Consider the following 15,348-nt stretch of genomic DNA (forward strand, 5'->3'; position numbering starts at 1 on the left):
ACGGCGGCACGCCCCGAGCCGCGCCGGTTCAGTTCGTGGGCGGCATGGAGCGCCAGCCGTGCGCCAGAGGCGCCGATCGGGTGGCCCAGCGCGATCGCGCCGCCGTGGATGTTGCAGTCGGCCAGGTCCATCCCCAGCTCTTGGAGCGACTGTACGGCGACCGAGCCGAATGCCTCGTTGATCTCCACGAAGTCCAGGTCCCCGGCGGCCCATCCGGCACGCTTGAGGGCCTGGGCAATCGCGTTGGAGGGCTGGGAATGCAGGCTGTTGTCCGGACCAGCGACCTGTCCCGGCATGCCCACAACGGCGAGGATCTCCAGGCCCTGTTCCTCGGCGAAGGCGCGGGACGCCAGCACAACGGCGGAGGCGCCATCGGAGAGCGGCGACGAGTTCCCCGCCGTGATGGTTCCGTCAGCGGCGAAGGCCGGACGCAGGCCGGCCAGCGTCTGAGTGGTGGTGGAGGGGCGGATGCCCTCGTCCGCCGTCAGCACCAGCGGATCACCCTTGCGCTGCGGCACGCTCACCGGAGCGATTTCGACGTCGAATATTCCGGCGGCGGCAGCCGCTGCCGCGCGCTGGTGGGAGGCGGCAGCCACTTCGTCCTGCGCCGTGCGGCCGATGCTGAGCGCGGCATTGCCGCGTTCCGTGGATGCGCCCATCGACTCGTTGTCGAAGGCATCGGTGAGGCCGTCATAGGCGACGGAATCAACTGCGGACATGTTGCCGTAGTTCCAGCCCTGCCGGGATCCCGGCAACACGTGCGGGCCGTGGGTCATGGATTCCTGGCCGCCGGCAACGACCACTGTGGCCTCACCGCTCCGGATGAGGCGGGCGGCATCGGTAATCGCCGCCAGGCCGGAGAGGCAGACCTTGTTGATGGTCACCGCCGGCACGTCCCAGCCCAGTCCGGCCTTGATCCCTGCCTGGCGTGCCGGGTTTTGTCCGCAGCCGGCCTGGACAACATGGCCCATGATCAGGGTGTCGACCTGGGAGGCCGCCACCCCGGAGCGCTCCAGCGCGCCGGCAATGGCAAAGGCGCCCAGCTCGACGGCGGTGAACGCTGCGAGCTGGCCGTTCAGCCGTCCCTGCGGGGTGCGGGCCCCGCCCACGATCACCACCTCCGTGGCGGCGTCGGTTCCGGATCCTGCTGCTGCGGAAGTGCTCATGCGGCCAGTCCACTCTCGTCGAAGGGAAAACTATCGAAGGAATCAGTTGCCCCAAGGGTACCTTTTGCGCGTGGCGCGGGACACACCGTCAGGCGGGCCGCGGGGTGGCGGACTTCCGCCGCCGGACCGCTGCTGGCTAGGGGAGGGACAGCGCCGGACCGGTGGCTGGGTGTCCGCGGAAGAGAAATCGCGCACACCAGGCGGACTTGGGGTACGCTTATTCCTAGCCAGCCTCAAATCGGTACGCTGGCACCGCGCCCGTAGCTCCCCGTAACAGGACGCCGCAGCCAGGAACCTTCGGGTTTCCCGCTCCGGATCCAGGGTAGAGCTGGCAGGGGTTTCGATTACCGGGTAGACTTCTGTGTCCCCAATGCCATATAGTAGATATTTGCTTCCCTCTCTTAACCTTCAGCCTTCATATAGCGGTGGGCTGTGTCACGGGCCAGGCGGCGTCCGGATCGTTCAAATACAAGTGTCACGCGGTGTTTTCACGCAGTGTATTGAACAGCTTCGACGCGCGTTGCCCGGGAGGACGCACGCGGACCAGGTCCGTCAGTGCAGAGGGGGAGCGCGAAACACGCCTGAAGGTCTGTGGAAGGATCCCTCTTGGTCGCCTCGAGCACCTCTAATAATGCAACCGCTACCAATCCGGAGAACACAGCGTCCCGGATTTCATTCGCTAAGATTCACGAACCGCTGGATGTTCCCAATCTTCTTGCCCTGCAGACGGACAGCTTTGACTGGCTCGTCGGCAATGAACGCTGGAAGGAACGCCTAAAGAAGGCACAGGAAGCGGGCGAGACGGGTTTCGCCACCACTTCCGGCCTCTCGGACATCTTCGAAGAGATCTCCCCGATTGAAGACTTCCAGGGCACCATGTCCCTGAGCTTCTCGGAGCCTGAATTCGCTGACCCGAAGTACACCATGGCGGAGTGCAAGGACCGGGACGCAACGTACTCGGCACCGCTGTACGTCAAGGCCGAGTTCATGAACAACAACACGGGCGAAATCAAGCAGCAGACCGTGTTCATGGGCGACTTCCCGCTGATGACCGACAAGGGTACCTTCGTCATCAACGGCACCGAGCGAGTCGTCGTCTCCCAGCTGGTCCGTTCCCCGGGCGCCTACTTCGAACGCACCGCGGACAAGACCAGTGACAAGGACATCTACACCGCGAAGATCATCCCTTCCCGCGGTGCTTGGTTTGAACTTGAAATCGACAAGCGCGATCAGGTGGGCGTCCGCCTGGACCGCAAGCGCAAGCAGTCCGTCACCATCCTGCTGAAGGCACTGGGCTGGACCGAAGGCCAGATCCTGGAAACCTTCGGCGAGTACGACTCGATCCGCGCCACCCTGGAGAAGGACCCCACGGAAACGCAGGAAGATGCCCTCTTGGACATCTACCGCAAGCTCCGTCCGGGAGAGCCGCCCACGGTTGAGGCTGCCAAGACGCTGCTGGAGAACCTGTACTTCAACCCGAAGCGCTACGATCTGGCCAAGGTTGGCCGCTACAAGATCAACCGCAAGCTGGGCGTCGAGAAGCCGATCGGTGATCCTGACGCTTCGGTCCTGAACAATGACGACATCGTCGCCATGATCAAGTTCCTCGTTGCGCTGCACGCCGGCGAGAAGACCATTCCGGGCCAGCGCGACGGCGAGACCGTCGACATCCGCGTTGAGGTCGACGACATCGACCACTTCGGCAACCGCCGCATCCGCGCAGTGGGCGAACTGATCGAGAACCAGATCCGCACCGGCCTCTCCCGCATGGAGCGTGTTGTCCGTGAGCGGATGACGACCCAGGACGTCGAGGCCATCACGCCGCAGACCCTGATCAACATCCGTCCGGTCGTTGCTGCGATCAAGGAGTTCTTCGGAACCTCCCAGCTCTCGCAGTTCATGGACCAGAACAACCCGCTGGCTGGCCTGACGCACAAGCGCCGTCTGTCCGCACTGGGCCCGGGCGGTCTGTCCCGTGACCGTGCAGGCATGGAAGTCCGAGACGTCCACCCGTCGCACTACGGCCGTATGTGCCCGATCGAAACCCCTGAAGGCCCGAACATTGGCCTCATCGGTTCGCTGGCTTCCTACGCCCGGATCAACGCCTTTGGCTTCATCGAGACCCCGTACCGCAAGGTTGTCGACGGTGTTGTTACCGACCAGGTCGATTACCTGACGGCAGACGACGAAGTCGAGCGCACGATCGCGCAGGCAAACGCCCCGCTGCGTGCCGACAACCACTTCGAAGAGGACCTCGTCCTCGTCCGTGCCCGCGGTGGATCCGGCGAGCCTGTGCTCGTGGAGCCGACCGAGGTCGAGTACATGGACGTTTCCCCGCGCCAGATGGTGTCGGTGGCAACCGCCCTTATTCCGTTCCTCGAGCATGACGATGCCAACCGTGCCCTCATGGGTGCGAACATGCAGCGCCAGGCCGTCCCGCTGCTCCGTTCCGAGCGTCCCGTTGTGGGCACCGGCATGGAGAAGTACGCAGCCATCGACGCCGGTGACTCAGTCACCGCGCTGAAGCCCGGCGTCGTCACCGAGGTTTCCGCTGAGCTTGTCACCGTGATGAACGACGACGGCACCGAGACCAGCTACCCGATCATGAAGTTCGCGCGCTCGAACCAGGGCAACGCCTACAACCAGCGCGTGATCGTCTCCGAGGGCACCCGGGTCGAGGTCAACGACGTTATCGCCGATGGCCCCTCCACCGACCAGGGCGAACTGGCACTGGGCAAGAACCTGCTGGTCGCGTTCATGTCCTGGGAAGGCCACAACTACGAAGATGCCATCATCCTCTCGCAGCGCATGGTCTCCGACGATGTTCTGACCTCGATCCACATCGAGGAGCACGAAGTTGATGCCCGCGACACCAAGCTCGGTGCCGAGGAAATCACGCGGGACATCCCGAACGTGTCCGAGGAAGTGCTCTCCCAGCTTGACGAGCGCGGCATCATCCACATCGGTGCCGAGGTCGAAGCAGGGGACATCCTGGTTGGCCGAGTAACCCCGAAGGGCGAAACGGAACTAACCCCCGAAGAGCGCCTGCTGCGCGCCATCTTCGGCGAGAAGAGCCGCGAAGTCCGCGACACCTCCCTGAAGGTTCCCCACGGCGAGTCGGGCACCGTCATCGGCGTGCGTATCTTCGACCGTGACAACGACGACGAGCTGCCCCCGGGCGTCAACCAGCTGGTGCGCGTCTACGTTGCCCACAAGCGCAAGATCACGGACGGCGACAAGCTGGCCGGCCGCCACGGCAACAAGGGCGTTATCTCCAAGATCCTGCCGATCGAGGACATGCCGTTCATGGAAGACGGAACCCCGGTTGACATCGTCCTGAACCCGCTGGGTGTTCCGGGCCGAATGAACGTTGGCCAGGTCCTGGAAATCCACTTGGGCTGGGCTGCCAAGCAGGGCTGGAAGATCGAAGGCGAGCCGGAGTGGGTCAAGGATCTGCCGTCGCTGCCGCGCGAATCCGGCCCCACCACCGTTGCGACCCCGGTGTTCGACGGTGCCAGCGAGGATGAAATCACCAACCTGCTGGACTCCACGAACGTGACCCGCGACGGCGACCGCCTGATCGGTGCTGCTGGTAAGGCCCGTCTCTTCGACGGCCGCTCCGGCCAGCCGTTCCCGGATCCGATCTCCGTTGGCTACATGTACATCCTGAAGCTGCACCACCTTGTTGATGACAAGATCCACGCACGCTCCACGGGTCCGTACTCCATGATCACCCAGCAGCCGCTGGGTGGTAAGGCACAGTTCGGCGGCCAGCGCTTCGGTGAAATGGAAGTCTGGGCCCTGGAAGCCTACGGCGCCGCGTACACCCTGCAGGAACTGCTCACCATCAAGTCCGATGACATCCACGGCCGCGTCAAGGTCTACGAAGCCATCGTGAAGGGTGAGAACATCCCGGAGCCCGGCGTTCCGGAATCGTTCAAGGTGCTCATCAAGGAAATGCAGTCGCTCTGCCTGAACGTGGAAGTACTCTCCACCGAGGGCAACACGATTGAAATGCGTGACTCGGATGAAGAAGTCTTCCGGGCCGCGGAAGAGCTGGGTATTGATCTGTCCCGCGCAGAGCCGAGCTCCGTCGAAGAAGTTTAGTGGATTGGTCCTGGCTCCCTCGGGAGTCAGGACCGGCCCCCAAAGGGCCTGGACGAGGCGGCTTTAATATTCCTTGCGAGCTCTGCGAGCTAGGAATTTCGTTGCCGCCGACCCAGGCCCGGCGGGGCCACACACCTTCTTCCCGTACCCGAGACATTCAGATTTAGAGAACAAGAGAGAACAGGGACCAATGTCCAACGATTCCACGTTCGGCCTCATGCGAATCGGCCTCGCCACTGCGGATGAAATCCGCAACTGGTCATACGGCGAGGTCAAAAAGCCGGAAACCATTAACTACCGAACCCTGAAGCCGGAAAAGGACGGTCTTTTCTGCGAGAAGATCTTCGGTCCGTCCCGCGACTGGGAATGCTACTGCGGTAAGTACAAGCGCGTGCGCTTCAAGGGCATCATCTGTGAGCGCTGCGGCGTCGAGGTGACCCGGGCCAAGGTGCGCCGCGAGCGGATGGGCCACATCGAACTGGCCGCTCCGGTCACGCACATCTGGTACTTCAAGGGTGTCCCCTCCCGTCTGGGGTACCTGCTGGACCTGGCACCGAAGGACCTTGAGAAGGTCATCTACTTCGCTGCCTACATGATCACTTCGGTGGACGAAGAAAACCGCCACACCGAGCTGCCGAACCTGCAGGCCGAGCACGACCTGGAGCGCAAGCACCTCGTTGACCAGCGCGACTCCGACATCGCCATCATCGCCAAGGACCTCGAGGACGAGCTTGCCCGCCTCGAAGGTGAAGGCGCGAAGGCTGCCGACAAGAAGAAGGCCCGCGACTCCGCCGACCGCCAGATGGCCAAGGTCCGCCGCGACGCCGACAACAACATCGAACGCCTCGAGCAGGTCTGGGAGCGCTTCAAGAACCTCAAGGTCGGCGACCTCGAGGGCGACGAAGGCCTCTACCGCGAACTGCGCGACCGCTACGGTCTGTACTTCGAAGGCTCCATGGGTGCCGAAGCGATCAAGAAGCGTCTTGAAGACTTCGACATGCAGGCAGAGTCCGAGAACCTGCGCGAAATCATCCAGAACGGCAAGGGACAGCGCAAGACGCGTGCCCTGAAGCGCCTGAAGGTTGTTAACGCGTTCCTGACTACGTCGAACAGCCCGATGGGCATGGTCCTCGACGCTGTCCCGGTGATCCCGCCGGAACTGCGCCCGATGGTCCAGCTCGACGGCGGCCGTTTCGCGACGTCCGACCTCAACGACCTGTACCGCCGCGTGATCAACCGCAACAACCGTCTGAAGCGGCTGCTTGACCTCGGTGCTCCCGAGATCATCGTGAACAACGAAAAGCGGATGCTCCAGGAAGCCGTTGACTCCCTGTTCGACAACGGCCGCCGCGGCCGTCCGGTCACCGGACCGGGCAACCGCCCGCTGAAGTCGCTCTCGGACATGCTCAAGGGCAAGCAGGGCCGGTTCCGCCAGAACCTGCTCGGCAAGCGCGTTGACTACTCCGGCCGTTCCGTGATTGTCGTTGGCCCGCAGCTGAAGCTGCACCAGTGTGGCCTGCCCAAGCAGATGGCGCTGGAGCTCTTCAAGCCGTTCGTGATGAAGCGCCTGGTTGACCTCAACCACGCACAGAACATCAAGAGCGCCAAGCGTATGGTCGAGCGTTTCCGTCCGCAGGTCTGGGACGTGCTCGAGGAGATCATCACCGAACACCCGGTGCTGCTCAACCGTGCACCTACCCTTCACCGCCTCGGTATCCAGGCCTTCGAACCGCAGCTGGTTGAGGGCAAGGCCCTGCAGCTGCACCCGCTGGTCTGTGGCGCCTTCAACGCTGACTTCGACGGTGACCAGATGGCAGTGCACCTGCCGCTGAGCCCCGAAGCCCAGGCTGAAGCCCGCATCCTGATGCTGTCCTCGAACAACATCCTGAAGCCGTCGGACGGCCGTCCGGTCACCCTGCCTTCGCAGGATATGATCATCGGCCTGCACCACCTGACCACCAAGCGTCAGGGCGCAGCGGGCGAAGGCCGCGTGTTCTCCTCGATGGCGGAAGCCATCATGGCGCACGACCTTGGCGAACTGCACCTTAACGCTCCGGTCAAGATCCGCGTCGAGGGCTTCGTCCCCAGCGATTCGCAGCCGGCTCCGGAAGGCTGGGAAGAAGGCACTCCTGCCCTCATCCCCACCTCGCTGGGCCAGGTTCTGTTCAACCAGACCCTGCCGGCGGACTACCCGTGGGTCGAGGAAGTTGCGGACAAGGGCCAGCTCTCCAAGATCGTGAACGATCTCGCCGAGCGTTACCCGAAGGTCGTCACCGCGGCAACGCTGGACAACCTGAAGGATTCCGGTTTCTACTGGGCAACCCGCTCGGGCGTCACCGTCGCGATCTCTGACATCGCTGCTCCGATCGATAAGCCGGCCATCATGGAGGTTTACGAAGCACGCGCAGCAAAGGTCGAATCCCAGTACGGCAAGGGCCTGATCGCTGAAGACGAGCGCCGTCAGGAACTCATCGACATCTGGAACCAGGCAACCAATGAAGTCGCCAAGGCTATGCGCGACAACATGCCGATCGAGAACAACATCAACCGCATGGTTTCCTCGGGTGCCCGAGGTAACTGGCTGCAGGTCCGGCAGATCGCCGGTATCCGTGGCCTGGTGGCAAACCCGAAGGGCGAGATCATTCCGCGCCCGATCAAGTCCTCCTACCGTGAGGGCCTGTCGGTGCTGGAGTACTTCATCGCCACCCACGGTGCCCGTAAGGGCCTGGCTGATACCGCACTGCGTACCGCCAACTCGGGTTACCTGACCCGTCGTCTGGTGGACGTCTCGCAGGACGTTATTGTCCGCGAGGAGGACTGCGGTACCGAGCGTGGCCTGAACGTCACGATCGCGGTTCCGGACCACAACGGTGAGCTGGTGCTGCACGAAGAGGTCGAGAACTCGGCGTACGCCCGTACGCTGGCTACCGATGTCTCCGATGCGGACGGCAATGTCCTGGCCAAGGGCGGCGACGACGTCGGCGATGTGCTGATCGAGAAGCTGTTCAACGCCGGAGTCACCGACATCAAGGTCCGCTCCGTGCTGACCTGTGAGTCGGCCGTCGGAACCTGTGCCCTTTGCTATGGCCGTTCGCTGGCCACCGGCAAGACCGTGGACATCGGCGAGGCTGTCGGCATCATCGCCGCCCAGTCCATCGGTGAGCCGGGTACCCAGCTGACCATGCGTACCTTCCACACCGGTGGTGTTGCCTCGGCGGAAGATATCACCCAGGGTCTGCCCCGTATCCAGGAGCTCTTCGAAGCACGTACCCCTAAGGGTGTTGCTCCGATCTCCGAGACGGCCGGCCGGGTCACCATCGAAGAGACCGACCGCCAGATGCGTCTGGTTGTCACTCCCGATGACGGCTCCGAGGAAATCGCTTACCCGGTTCTGCGCCGTGCCCGCCTGCTGGTTGCCGACGGCGACCACGTCGAGGTTGGCGAGCAGCTGGTTGCAGGTGCGGTGGATCCCAAGCAGATCCTCCGTATCCTCGGCCCGCGCAAGGCACAGGAATTCCTGGTGGACGAAGTCCAGCGCGTGTACCGCAGCCAGGGTGTTGGCATCCACGACAAGCACGTGGAAGTCATCGTCCGGCAGATGCTGCGCCGCGTGACCGTGATCGAGTCCGGCGATTCCGACCTGCTCCCGGGTGAGCTGGCCGAGCGTCGCCGCTTCGAGAGCGAGAACCGCCGCGTTGTCTCCGAAGGCCGGCGCCCCGCCGCCGGACGTCCGGAGCTCATGGGCATCACCAAGGCGTCCCTGGCGACCGAGTCGTGGCTCTCCGCAGCTTCCTTCCAGGAAACCACCCGCGTCCTGACGCAGGCGGCCATGGAAGGCAAGAGCGATCCGCTGCTTGGCCTGAAGGAAAACGTCATCATCGGTAAGCTGATCCCGGCCGGAACGGGCCTGCCCCGTTACACCGAGGTCACTGTCGAACCGACTGAGGAAGCAAAGGCCAATCTCTTCACCGGTCCGAGCGCCTTCAGCGACTTCGACTACGCCGGAGTTGACGGCGGCCTGAGCCCCGAGTTCCACGCCATCCCGCTGGATGACTACGACATGGGCAGCGAGTTCCGCTAAACCGGAGCATAGCTAGATGGAAGGACCCCGCCTTTGGGCGGGGTCCTTCCCCGTTTAACTCCTGCCACGGAGCCGGACGTCCGCAGCGGCGGCGTTGTGCCAGAGTAATGGGTATGGCCAATTCCCCCTCCGGCGACTCAATGGCAGAGCGCATCGTGCGGTTAATCTCCGCCTTCGATGCCGAGCACCCCGCTATGCCTGCCGCCACCCTGGCCCAGCGGGCCGGCCTGCCGCTCTCGACAACGCACCGGCTGGCAGGAGAACTGGTGTCGCTGCGCCTCCTGCAGCGCGGCGGCAACGGCGAGCTCCGGCTGGGCCTGCGGCTCTGGGAACTTGCCAACCGCAGCTCCTCTGCGCTTGATCTGCGGCAGGTGGCCATGCCCTTTATGGAGGACATCCAAGCCGTCATCCGCCAGCACACCCAGCTCTCCGTGCTGCAGGATGACGAGGTGCTCTTTATCGAACGGCTTTCCAGCCGCGGCTCCGTCTCTAACTTCGCCAAGGTCGCAGGCAGGTTGCCGCTGCACATTTCTTCGTCCGGAATGGTGATGATGGCCCACTCGCCGCGGCACGTCCAGGAAGCGTTCCTGGCCCGCCGCCGGGAGGTTCCGGAGGCACTTGTGGCACCGGAGGCCTTGCGCCGGCAGTGGGCGAATATCCGGCGGGAGGGCAGCGCGACCCTGCCCGGCGTCGTCGATCCCCACACCACCGGCATAGCCGTGCCCATTTTCGGTCCGCTGGGCACCGCGGTAGCCGCCCTGGGGGTAGTGGTGCCCCTGGGCCGGGAGAACACGGCGGCCACCGTTCCGGCCCTGATGACCGCGGCCCGGGGCATCTCGCGTGGACTTGGGGCCAACTCTGCTGGGGCAGGCCCACGCGATGGACTCCCGGATGAGCCCGAATACTAGGAGCCGAGGACTTCTGCGCGCCATGGTTCTCATTGAATGAGAACCACCTCGCTCCACGGTGTGTGGGTCCTCACACTTGAGTCAGGGGGCATTCCGGCCCCTGGGTTTTTCCCTGTCCCGAAGGAGTATTTGCATTGGCTGCAGACCGCACCGTCATCAAGACCCAAGTCGGCATCGTCGGAGGCGGACCCGCAGGCCTGATGCTCTCCCACATGCTCGCGAAGTCCGGCATCGAAAACATTGTGGTGGAAAAGCGCGACCATGAAACCATCCGCACCACCCACCGTGCAGGCATCCTGGAGCACGGCAGCGTTCGCATGCTGACCGAGGGCGGCGTCAGCGACCGGGTGCTGACCGACGGCTACAAGCATGACGGCATCGAACTGCGCTTTGGCGGGGTCAGCCACCGGATCGACTTCGAGGACCTGGTGGGGGAGTCGGTTTGGCTCTACCCGCAGAACGAGGTCTTTGTGGACCTGGCCGCAGCCCGGGAACGGGATAACGGCGACGTCCGCTACGCCGTCACCGGCACCGAAGTGCTGGACCAGACGACCGCCGTCCCCAAGATCCGCTTTACGGACGCTGAAGGAACCGACTTCGAAGTCCACTGCGACATCCTGGTCGGCGCGGACGGCTCGCAGGGCATCTGCAAGCGTTCCATCCCCAAGGAACTGCGCACGGATAACTTCATCGAATATCCGTTCGCCTGGTTCGGTATCCTGACCGAAGCGCCGCCGAGCGCCCCGGAACTGATCTACGCCAACTCCGACTACGGCTTCGCCCTGATCAGCCAGCGCAATGACAATGTCCAGCGGATGTACTTCCAGTGCGATCCGAACGAGGACGCCGACGCCTGGAGCGAGGAGCAGATCTGGGCGGAACTGCAGCGCCGGGTGGACGGACCCGACGGCTTCACACTCAAGCGCGGTCCGATCTTCGAGAAGACAGTCTTGAAGTTCCGCAGCTACGTCTGCGAGCCGATGCGCTACGGCAATATGTTCCTGGCCGGCGACGCAGGGCACACGGTTCCGCCGACCGGCGCCAAGGGACTGAACCTGGCCCTCGCGGACGTTAAGGTCCTGTTTGAAGCCATCGACTCCTTCTATGCAACAAAGTCCGCGGAGCTGCTGGACGGCTACAGCGACAAGGCTCTTCAGCGGGTCTGGCGCGCGCAGAACTTCTCCTACTGGATGACTTCGATGCTGCACACCCGCACGGACGCCAGCCCGTTCGAGCGCAAGCGGGCCCTCGGAGAACTGCACGGGGTTGTTTCCTCCCGTCATGGCCAGGCCTACCTGGCCGAGGCTTACACCGGCTGGCCGGAAAAGTAACACCGTCAGGCACCACCGCGTTCGTATTGTGAACGCACGTCCACAAAGTGAACAAGCGTGTAATGTGGTAGAAACCACTGGGATGCTTGGACGATGACGATGACGAGGACGCGTCGTGTACGCATCCTTTTGAAAGGAAAAATCATGGAGACGGAAAACGGTCTGTTCCCCCAGGGCCAGCCAGTGGAGGGCCCGGACTCGGCGCAGAGCTCGCAGGATGAGATCACCGCGGAGATCCAGGACGTCCACGCTGCGTACCGCAAGGGCCTGGAAAACGGTGACGCCGAAGAGACCCAGCCGCGTCTGGACTTCCGCCCGTACCGCAGTTCCATCCTGCGCCACCCCACCAAGGATCCGCACCACACGGACCCCGAGACGATCGAACTGTGGTCCCCGGCGTTCGGCCACCAGGACGTGCACGCCCTCGAATCGGACCTGACCATCCAGCACAACGGCGAACCCCTCGGTGAGCGGATCGTCGTCGCAGGCCGCGTCCTCGACGGCAACGGCCGCCCGGTGCGCAACCAGCTGGTGGAAATCTGGCAGGCCAACTCCGCCGGCCGCTACATCCACAAGCGCGACCAGCACCCGGCACCCATCGATCCCAACTTCACCGGCGTGGGCCGCTGCATCACGGACGACGACGGCAATTACCGCTTCACCACCATCAAGCCCGGACCGTACCCGTGGAAGAACCACTACAACGCCTGGCGCCCGGCGCACATCCACTTCTCCCTCTTCGGCACCGACTTCACCCAGCGCATGATCACCCAGATGTACTTCCCGGGCGATCCGCTGTTCTCCCTGGACCCGATCTACCAGTCGATTACCGACCAGAAAGCCAGGGACCGGCTTGTGGCCACGTACGACCACAACCTGACCCAGCACGAGTGGAGCACCGGCTACAACTGGGACATCGTGCTCACCGGCAGCAACCGCACCTGGATGGAAGACGAGGACGCAGAGTAATGAGCGAGCAGAAACTCACCGCAACCCCCGGGCAGACGGTCGGACCGTTCTACGGCTACGCGCTGCCTTTTCCGAAGGACAACGAACTGGTCCACCCAGGCGCCAAGGGTGCCATTCGGGTCCAGGGCACAGTCCGCGACGGTGCCGGCGAAGTCATTCCCGACGCCCTGCTGGAAATCTGGCAGGCGGATGAAGACGGCAGCATCCCGCAGAAGACGGGGTCGCTGGTCCGCGACAGCTACACCTTCACCGGCTGGGGCCGCGCCGCCGTCGACAACGTGGGTAACTACACCTTCACCACGGTGAATCCCGGGCCGACCGAGGAAGGTTCCGCACCGTTCATTTCGGTGGTCGTCTTCGCCCGCGGACTGCTGAACAAGCTCCACACCCGCATGTACCTGCCGGACGACGAAGCAGCCCTGGCCAAGGATCCGCTGCTCTCCTCCCTGCCGGAGGACCGCCGCCGCACCCTGATCGCCGCGCGCGAGGCCGACGGCGGCCTGCGCTGGGACATCAAGCTGCAGGGCGAAGACGAGACCGTCTTCCTCGCCTACCCGGGGGCGTAATCCCTTGGGCTCCGCGGATACTGCCGACTACGGACTACTGTCGCCGGCATGGGCCGGCACCCGCGCCGCAGCGCTGACCTCCGACGAGGCACTGCTGCAGGCCATGCTCGACGTCGAACTCGAGTGGCTGCGGGTGCTCGCTTCCGCGGGCCTGATCAACCCCGGGGTTCCGGACGCCGTTGCTCCCGCCTGCCAGGCTTCGCGATATGACATTGCGGACCTGGCAGCGCGGGCGCAGGGCGGCGGAAATCCCGTTATTCCCCTCTTGGCCGACCTGCGGGCACTGGTCCGCGCCGAGGCCCCAGACGCCGCCGGCCCCATCCACAAGGCGGCCACCAGCCAGGACATCCTGGACTCAGCACTAATGCTGATGGCCTCCCGCGCGCTGGAGACCATCCTGGCGGACGCACGCCGGGTGGAAACCGCCCTCGGGGCGCTGGCACACAGGTATGCCGGAACCGTCAGCGTGGCCCGCACCCTGACCCAGCATTCCCTGCCGTCAACCTTCGGCCTGAAAGCCGCGCAGTGGCTCCACGGAATCGGGCAGGCCACCGCGGCGCTGGACACCACTGCAGCGGCCCTGCCCCTGCAGTGGGGCGGCGCCTCCGGCACCATGGCGGCCCTCACTGCCGCCGCCGATGCGGCGGATCGCAGCCCCCTGGATCTGTCCGCGGACCTGGCCGGCAGGCTGGGCCTCGCCGTTCCCGTGGCACCGTGGCAAACCAACCGGCTCCCGGTCACCCACCTGGGCGCGTCCCTGGCGGACCTGCTCGCGGCCGCAGGAAAGATCTCCAACGACGTGCTGCTGCTGAGCCGCCCGGAAATCGGCGAAGTCAGCGAACCGCGCGAAGCCGGCCGCGGCGGTTCCTCGGCCATGCCGCAAAAGCAGAATCCCGTGCTCTCCGTCCTGATCCGCAGCGCCGCCCTGGCGGCACCCGGCTACGCCGTGATGCTGCAGGCCGCAGCCGGAGCAGCGGACGATGAACGGCCCGGCGGATCCTGGCATGTCGAGTGGCAGGCCCTGCGCCAGCTGCTGCGGCTGGCCGGGGGAGCGGTGGCGAAACTGGCCGAACTCACCGAGGGACTGACAGTCCACACTGGTGCCGTGGCCCGGAACCTGCAGCTCGCCGGCCCGTTGGTCGTGAGCGAAAAAGTGATGGCACGCGTTGCTCCACTGCTGGACGGCGGAGTGCCCGGGCAGGGCAAAAAACGCGTCCAGGAACTGGTGGCCCGCTCCCTGGCCGGCGAAGACTTTGCCGAGCTGCTGCGCGGGGCCGTTCCCGCCGGACAGCTCGGGGACCAGGAACTCACCGAGCTCCTGGATCCTGCCAACTACCTGGGGCAGTCAGATGCCCTGATCGACCGAATTGTCTCGGCCTACCCCGGAAGGACTAACGCGTGAGCGTCCCGCAGATTAAAGCAACCCAACTCTCCAATGCCGGCCCGGATGCCCCCGTCCTGATCGCCGGACCGTCCCTCGGAACCTCCGGCACCGCCCTGTGGAGCAGCACCGCGGCGCAGCTGGATGGGTACACGGTCATCGCCTGGGACCTGCCCGGTCACGGCAACAGCCCGGAAGCAGCAGAAGGCTTCAGCCTGGCGGAACTGGCCGCAGCAGTCCATGGCCTCGTGGACGGCGTGGTCTCTGCCGGAGACATCTCCGCCTCCCAAGACCTCTATTACGCCGGGGTCTCCCTGGGCGGAGCAGTCGGCCTGCAGCTGGGACTCGACTTCCCGCAGGCTTTCCGGAAACTGGCCATCCTCTGCTCCGGAGCCAAAATCGGAGACGCCGAGGGCTGGGAAGCGCGCGCCGAAACAGTGCGCGGCCAGGGCACGCCGGCCGTCCTGATCGGTTCAGCGCAGCGCTGGTTCGCCGAAGGCTTCATCGAGCGGGACAAAGAAACCTCAGCTGCCCTGCTCCATTCCCTGCAGGACGCCGACCGCTTCTCCTACGCCTACTGCTGCCAGGCCCTGGCTGAGTTCGATGTCCGGGAGCGCCTGGGCGGCATTTCGGCTCCCGTGCTCGCGGTGGCCGGAGCCGAGGACGCCGTCACCCCCGCGTCCTTCGCCGAGCTCATCGCAGCCGGCGTTCCCGACGGGCGTTCCGCCGTCGTCCCCGATGCCGCGCACCTGGTGCCGGCCGAACAACCTGCGGTGACCGCGAAGCTGCTCAGCAGTTTCTTCGGCCCTGCCAACTAACCCGGCTAAAGAGAAAGCGAT

The 15,348-nt window shown here is 64.6% G+C and carries 9 protein-coding genes; 8 read left to right on the forward strand and 1 reads right to left on the reverse strand.

Annotated features, from left to right (window positions below):
• A partial coding sequence (locus RTN46_RS07645; protein WP_312180302.1) for an acetyl-CoA C-acetyltransferase occupies positions 1-1,166 on the reverse strand: 1,166 nt, incomplete at its 3' end.
• 606 nt (positions 1,167-1,772) lie between these two features.
• On the opposite strand from RTN46_RS07645, the gene rpoB reads away from it, so the two are divergent.
• The 8 genes from rpoB to RTN46_RS07685 all read left to right on the forward strand — a co-directional run bounded on the left by rpoB (position 1,773) and on the right by RTN46_RS07685 (position 15,327).
• Positions 1,773-5,273, forward strand: coding sequence for a DNA-directed RNA polymerase subunit beta (gene rpoB, locus RTN46_RS07650; RefSeq protein WP_312180303.1), 3,501 nt, complete (start codon positions 1,773-1,775; stop codon positions 5,271-5,273).
• Between the two features lie 190 nt (positions 5,274-5,463).
• Complete coding sequence (locus tag RTN46_RS07655; RefSeq protein WP_312180304.1) at positions 5,464-9,354, forward strand: DNA-directed RNA polymerase subunit beta'; 3,891 nt, start codon at positions 5,464-5,466, stop codon at positions 9,352-9,354.
• 113 nt (positions 9,355-9,467) lie between these two features.
• Entirely contained in the window at positions 9,468-10,262 is a 795-nt protein-coding gene (locus RTN46_RS07660) for an IclR family transcriptional regulator (protein ID WP_312180305.1), read from the forward strand.
• Between the two features lie 134 nt (positions 10,263-10,396).
• Positions 10,397-11,593: a 4-hydroxybenzoate 3-monooxygenase gene (locus RTN46_RS07665; protein WP_312180307.1), complete on the forward strand. Its 1,197-nt coding sequence runs from the start codon at positions 10,397-10,399 to the stop codon at positions 11,591-11,593.
• A gap of 144 nt (positions 11,594-11,737) precedes the next feature.
• Positions 11,738-12,562: a protocatechuate 3,4-dioxygenase subunit beta gene (pcaH, locus tag RTN46_RS07670; RefSeq protein WP_312180308.1), complete on the forward strand. Its 825-nt coding sequence runs from the start codon at positions 11,738-11,740 to the stop codon at positions 12,560-12,562.
• Entirely contained in the window at positions 12,562-13,128 is a 567-nt protein-coding gene (gene pcaG / locus RTN46_RS07675; protein ID WP_312180309.1) for a protocatechuate 3,4-dioxygenase subunit alpha, read from the forward strand. Before pcaH ends, pcaG begins: the two co-directional genes overlap by 1 nt.
• A 4-nt stretch (positions 13,129-13,132) precedes the next feature.
• Positions 13,133-14,530 carry a lyase family protein gene (locus RTN46_RS07680; protein ID WP_312180311.1) on the forward strand — a complete coding sequence of 466 codons (1,398 nt, stop codon included), beginning with the start codon at positions 13,133-13,135 and terminating at the stop codon, positions 14,528-14,530.
• On the forward strand, positions 14,527-15,327 hold the full coding sequence (locus RTN46_RS07685; protein ID WP_312180312.1) for an alpha/beta fold hydrolase: 801 nt from the start codon (positions 14,527-14,529) through the stop codon (positions 15,325-15,327). Before RTN46_RS07680 ends, RTN46_RS07685 begins: the two co-directional genes overlap by 4 nt.
• Positions 15,328-15,348: the final 21 nt, after the last annotated feature.

The sequence above is a fragment of the Arthrobacter sp. genome (genome assembly GCF_031988865.1).
Classification (GTDB): Bacteria; Actinomycetota; Actinomycetes; order Actinomycetales; family Micrococcaceae; genus Arthrobacter_B.

Excerpts from the sequence above, each read along its gene's own strand:
- RTN46_RS07655 (WP_312180304.1), top strand. The coding sequence starts at position 5,464 with ATGTCCAACGATTCCACGTTCGGCCTCATGCGAATCGGCCTCGCCACT.
- pcaH (WP_312180308.1), top strand. The coding sequence starts at position 11,738 with ATGGAGACGGAAAACGGTCTGTTCCCCCAGGGCCAGCCAGTGGAGGGC.
- RTN46_RS07660 (WP_312180305.1), top strand. The coding sequence starts at position 9,468 with ATGGCCAATTCCCCCTCCGGCGACTCAATGGCAGAGCGCATCGTGCGG.
- pcaG (WP_312180309.1), top strand. The coding sequence starts at position 12,562 with ATGAGCGAGCAGAAACTCACCGCAACCCCCGGGCAGACGGTCGGACCG.